5 protein-coding genes are annotated in these 5,511 nt (G+C 60.6%); 2 read left to right on the top strand and 3 right to left on the bottom strand.

All coding sequences use genetic code 11. The features are described from left to right. Window positions 1-198 precede the first annotated feature (198 nt). A complete protein-coding gene (locus tag ACXWUF_RS17620) occupies window positions 199-501 on the bottom strand; it encodes a hypothetical protein (protein WP_458495924.1) in 303 nt (100 codons plus the stop codon). A 382-nt stretch (window positions 502-883) separates the two neighbouring features. Here ACXWUF_RS17620 and ACXWUF_RS17615 point away from each other — a divergent pair, with 382 nt between their 5' ends. Together ACXWUF_RS17615 and ACXWUF_RS17610 are read left to right on the top strand one after the other, a co-directional pair. Next, window positions 884-1,090: a YezD family protein gene (locus ACXWUF_RS17615; RefSeq protein ID WP_458495923.1), complete on the top strand. Its 207-nt coding sequence runs from the start codon at window positions 884-886 to the stop codon at window positions 1,088-1,090. A 143-nt stretch (window positions 1,091-1,233) separates the two neighbouring features. Next, window positions 1,234-2,655: an alginate export family protein gene (locus ACXWUF_RS17610; RefSeq protein ID WP_458495922.1), complete on the top strand. Its 1,422-nt coding sequence runs from the start codon at window positions 1,234-1,236 to the stop codon at window positions 2,653-2,655. 273 nt (window positions 2,656-2,928) lie between these two features. On the opposite strand, the gene ACXWUF_RS17605 is transcribed toward ACXWUF_RS17610, so the two are convergent. Continuing rightward, the gene (locus ACXWUF_RS17605) at window positions 2,929-3,903 is read right to left on the bottom strand and encodes a PEP-CTERM sorting domain-containing protein (protein ID WP_458495921.1); all 975 of its coding nucleotides are present in this window, start codon (window positions 3,901-3,903) and stop codon (window positions 2,929-2,931) included. Between the two features lie 954 nt (window positions 3,904-4,857). After that, window positions 4,858-5,304, bottom strand: a complete 447-nt coding sequence (locus ACXWUF_RS17600) for a type II toxin-antitoxin system RatA family toxin (protein WP_458495920.1) — start codon at window positions 5,302-5,304, stop codon at window positions 4,858-4,860. Between the last annotated feature and the right edge of the window lie 207 nt (window positions 5,305-5,511).

The following is a 5,511-nucleotide window of genomic DNA, read 5'->3' as shown; positions in this document are numbered from 1 at the left end:
CCTCACCCCGGCCCTCTCCCAAAGGCGAGAGGGGGAAATCCACATGGCGCAATTGCCCTGGGACACGGCGGAGCCGGGCGCCAAACAAAAAAGGACCGGCGAGGTTGCCGGTCCCGAGTCGCTCCCTGGGAGGTAGGTTTTCGAGGGTAATGAGCGCGGAATTTTTTTGGCCCGCCCTTGCGCGGGCGCGGCGATGGCTTAGTGTTGGGGCGTTCGGTTTTGCCGTTTAAGGGTGGCGATCTCGGTTTCCAAGACCCTGACCCGGTTGCGCAATTCGCGCATGTCCCGCTGCGGGCCGGACTTTTGTAAATCAATGATGTCGGGGGAGCCATCGAAGCTCGTGGCATTCACAATGCTGGGCGCGGTCCGGGGTCCGCCGAGTTTGCCGCGCAGGACGCCGCCATCGGATAGCGCGGCAAATAGCCCCAAGCAGGCGATGACCAAGCCGAACCAAAGGAGATAGGTTACGAGGCGGGCTTTGTATTCACGATCATGGGGCATGGATGCTTCCATAGTGGGCTTCTCCAAACGAATGGCCGACTCGGCCTTCAAGCGGACTGCGATTTCGGGAATGCTTAAGTGCTTTTCCCATTGATGGACAGGGTAGCCCGGAGAGCCGGCCATGGCTGTGAGAAATTAACCGCAGGTTTGTTAAATATTCACCAAATCCCGCCAACGGCCCGGACATCCCGGTGCGGCGCGACGCCGAAGCTGTGCCGGGGGATCCATGACTTATTCATAAAAAGAATACATATCTAATTATTTATTCTTTTTTGTTTTAAATCCCCGTTGCTACCATGCGCCCACATCGGGATTCCGAGGCCGCCACGCTTTTGTGTGACGGTGCCGGTCCCGCCCACCCGAGTTTTGACCGAGGCCGAGCATGACATCCGAGGGACGCCCGCCGCTTGCCAACCCGGACCCCGCGTCCGTCACCAAAAAAATCCTGGAAGCCCTGCGCGGGCTGCGCTTCGGCTCGGTGGAAATCACCGTGCATGAGGGGCGCATCGTGCAGATCGAGCGCAAGGAGAAATCGCGCCTGAACGTCGTCTGCCCCGGCGCGGCTGACGGGGAGGAAACCGACCGCTGACCAGCCCTCGGCCATGATTCGCGGTGCCCAGCCCCCGACCTGTTTTCCATGATCCACAACGCTTGCCTGCCGGACCACCGGGGGCACAAAAATTAGAATTTGGCGGACCGACCGGAGCGCCGGAGGTTCCCTGGAGAATATGCATGATGACCTCTTATCGAAAGCGATGGGCCGCCGCGTTGGCCGCCGGTCTACTGCCCGCCGTGGCGGCTTCCGCCGCAACCGGGGGCGCGGGGGGAACCCCCGATTATTATGTGCAGAACCGCAGCTACCGGACGGTGCCGGACACGGACCCGCCGCGCTATGTCCGCAACCTCAGCAAGACCGGCATCGAGGCATTCAAGGACAGCCATTGGCTGGATGTCGGCCTGGACCACCGGATCCGCTACGAGTACCGGGAAAACGATTTCCGCAGAACGCCCCAGCAGGGCCACGACGACCCGGTGCTGCTGAGAACCCGGGTTTACCTGGGCCTCAAGGAAATCCTGGACCCGCTCCGGTTCGTCGTCGAATTCGAAGACGCCAGGGCGTACAACAGCCATTACACGCGGGATAACCGCGACGTGAATGAATTCGAGTTGATCCAGCTTTATGGCGAACTCTACTTCAAGGACGCCCTGGGACCGGGGCGGCCCATCAGCGTGCGGGGTGGTCGGCAGGCCTTCGAGCTGCTGGACCGCCGCCTGATCGCCAACAACGAATTCCGCAACACCACCAACAACTTCCAGGGCTTCCGCGTCAAGCTGGGCCAGCCAAGGAACGACTGGGAACTGGACCTGCTCGCGCTACAGCCCATCGAGCGGCTGAAATACGAGTTCGACCGGCCCTTCGAGGAGCAATGGTTCTACGGCGCCGTCGCCAGTTGGCGCGGCTGGTCGGACATCATCACGCTTCAGCCCTATTACCTGGGCTTCAAGCAGGACAGCAACACCGGCCAGACCGGCCAGGATCAGAACATCCACAGCACCGGCCTGCGCGGCTACGGCATCGTGGGTCGCACCGGGCTGGATTACGACTTCGATGTGGTCTACCAATTCGGTCGCAGCAACGGCGGCGAGCAGCACAGCGCCTGGGCGTCCGCCACCGAACTGGGCTACACCTTCGAGGACGTGGCCTGGAAGCCCCGCGTCAGCGCCTTTTATGGCTACGGCAGCGGCGACCACAACCCCAACGACAACAAGAACCAGCGCTTCAACCCGCTGTTCGGCTTCAATCAGCCCTGGTCGCGCAACGATTATTTCTCCTGGGACAACCTGCACGCCCCCAAGGCGCGGCTGGAGTTCTCGCCCCACAAGGATGTGCGCGTCGATACCGGCTACAACGCCTATTGGCTGGCGAGCGACACCGACGGCTGGCAACGCGCCAACCTGCGCGACAAGACCGGCGAGAGCGGCAGCTTCCTGGGGCACGAGTTCGATGTCCGGGTCCGCTACCAATTGAACCCGAGGATCGCCACCGAACTCAGCTACGCCTATTTCGCGGCGGGCGAGTTCCCCCGCAACCTGGGCAAGAACAAGGACAGCAACTTCATTTATCTACAGGTGTCGTTCAACGCCTTCGAGTGACCGCGCCTTGTTGGGGCGAGGCTTGTTTTCATGGGCGTCGACCCGCCCCGCGTTCGCGGCGGGCACCCCGCCTGGGACAATTGGCGCGGGGGGCCACGGGCGCGCGGCACGCTCAACGCCAATCGTGGAACCCGTCGGATGCGCGCCTCCCATCCTTTGCCACACACGCCAAAGCGCCCACTTCTTACGCGCATTCCCAATAAAAAAAGGGGGCTTCACAGCCCCCTCCGCGACACGCAGGAACCAAATCCGGCCCGTCTAAGCGTCCTCGAATCAGGCGTGGGAGCGCTTCTTCATCAAGCCCAGCAAGCTCAGGCCCAGCCCCAAGATGGCGAGGCTGGCGGGCTCGGGCACAGGGAAGGGCGGTTGCCCCGGCGACAGCGGCGAATTGAAGTCCACCTGGGACAGGAAGTCGGGTGCCCCGTTGTTGAACTGGCCGTTGATGGTGCCGATGTTGGGCGTGTAGAACGTGCCGTTCTCGGTGACGAACTGCGCCATCGGGTCCACCGAGACGAACGGCACCGTGGGCGAAATATTCGCCATGCGGATGCCGAACACATCCAGCCCGTTGGGGAAGAACCCGGCGTTCGTGACGAGGTTATCCACGCCGAAGTCGCCCGTGCCGCCCTGCCCAACCACGGTCAATTGGCCGGGGTAATTGTTGGTGCTGAACTGGTCCAGATCCACCGGCTGCGCGTTCAGGTTGGTCCCAAACGATCCGCTGGCGAGTTCCACCTCCGAGCCGGTCAGGATGAGCGTGCCGTCGTTGAAGCCGGTGCCCGTGAGCTGGTTGGCGTCCACCGTGCTGTCGCGGAACAGTTGGAGGAAGCTGACCGAGGTCGGAATGGTGTCGAAGGTGGTGAGGCCCTGGCCGCTGCCGGGGGGCGTGCTGACCGACGTGACCCGCTCGGACAAGCCCAGCACCATGGTGATTTCGTAGCTGGAATTCAGCCCCGGCATGGAGTTGGCGTTATTGGATTGGTCGTTGGAACCCGCCAGCCGGGCCTGGGTGTAGACGACGAAGTCGCAACTATTGTTGGGGCAGGCACCATTCGAATTGACCCAGTTGGAAATGGCGGCATTGCCGTTGCGGGCGACGAACGAGGTGGGCGACCAATCCAACTGGCCGACATCGAGAGCGCCCGTGGCTCCCGCGCCGTTCGGGTTGAACAGCGTTCCGGCGGTGGCGGCGCCGCTGGCGCAGAGGGCAAGCGCGATCCCTAAGGCGAGTTTATCCCTTTTGCTCATATTCCTAATCTCCCTACGAAAATTTTTGAACATCCGTTTTCTCCTAGCGCCCTTAATACAGCATCGGTAATGCCAGGGGGAAATGCTTCGCTAGTTTTCAGTCACTTGCGTTGGGCCGGGTGAGAAAGCCCGAATCAAGGTATGTGGTTTTGTAAGGTATCCCGACGTAATAGCGGAACTTTCCCCGGAAAATTCAACCCTTATCCGCCTTTTTTGCCGCCACGGCCTGTGGGGGTGGGGCATGGGCAATTCCTTTCCCTGGTGCTGACCCAGGTATTCGGCGGCTTGCTTTAAGTGTGGGTATCTATTTGTTTTGAAAGCGCTTATGTCGCCGGGATACGGCTATGGGTGGAGCGCTAATAAGCAATAAGGTGGATATTCAAAAGAGGTATTTTATGGGTAATTTGAACGTACCCTTAAATGGGTAGTCGTGGGGCTGGGTGGTCGCGGAACTTCTAGTATTTTCCGTTACCTGTATTAAACATCAGCCATTAGTGGGGGCGGGACTACGGGCATTCTTCGCTGGCTCTTAAGCTTCCGCTTGACGGCCTTAATTACCTGATTAACAACGAAGTTCAGTTATCACCGGACTCCTGTAGGGTGGGCATGTGCTCATGCCCACCGACTTTTGGCCCAGCGGGTGTTTTGGTGGGCTTTGATTCCGCTGGCTGAGCGGAGTCGAAGTCAGAGGAATCAAAGCCCACCGAGGATGTGGGTTTTATTGGTTGGCGGCAACACGGTCGGAAACGCGGGAAAGTCTTTCCGCCGCGTCGCGGGGCGTTTCAACGCTCGGACTTGGCCGTGAAACGCGCCATCGCGTCGCGATGGTTGAAGTCGCGGGGGTCGCGGTTTAATCAGGCAATTTAATGGCAGGGTGGCTTGATTTCGTCCAAGCGGGAGCTTGGGAACCCGCCGGCAGCGGGGAAGCCTGGAAGCCAGGGAAATCCGCGAACCTCAATGCGCCGCCCGCTCCCCATAGCGCCGGGCCGCCTGTCGGCAGAAGGCATCCACGAGCGATTCGCTCACCTCCTTGAAGAAGCCGCCAAACGCCATGCCCAGCAGGCCGTTGGCGAATTCGAAATCGAGCTTGAAACTCGCCTCGCAGCCGCCGGAGGGGATCGGCTCGAACCGCCAGACGCCGTTCAAGCGCTTGAACGGCCCTTCCACCAACCGCATGTGGATCGACTTGCCCGCTTGGAGGGCGTTGTCGGTGGTGAAGGACAGCTTGATCTTGCCCTTCGCCAAGGTGATGGTCGCCCGCACGCTGTGGGGCGATTTGGCCAGCAACTTCACGCTGTGGCACATGGGCAGATAGGCGGGATACGCCTGCACGTCGTTCACCAGATCGAACATCTCCATGGGCGTATAGTTGACGCAAACACTGGTAGTCACGGTTCCCATTGGTCGCTCTGCTCTCTGTCTTTTAAAACTTCACTAGGACTTACGCGGTCCGTGCCATTCAGTGGCTTAAAGAGTTCGTAGTCCCGCCTTAAGGCGGTTTTTTGCCGCCTGAAGGCGGGACTACAAGCCAAAAGTGAGTCCTATTCATATTAACTGTCGCCCGTGGGAGCGGGCTTTAGCCCGCGACATGCCGCGTCCATCGCGGGC

It is taken from the genome of Methylomagnum sp. (assembly GCF_054333355.1).
The sequence above is the reverse complement of the archived record's forward strand: the minus strand, read 5'-3'. Positions and strand labels throughout refer to the sequence as shown.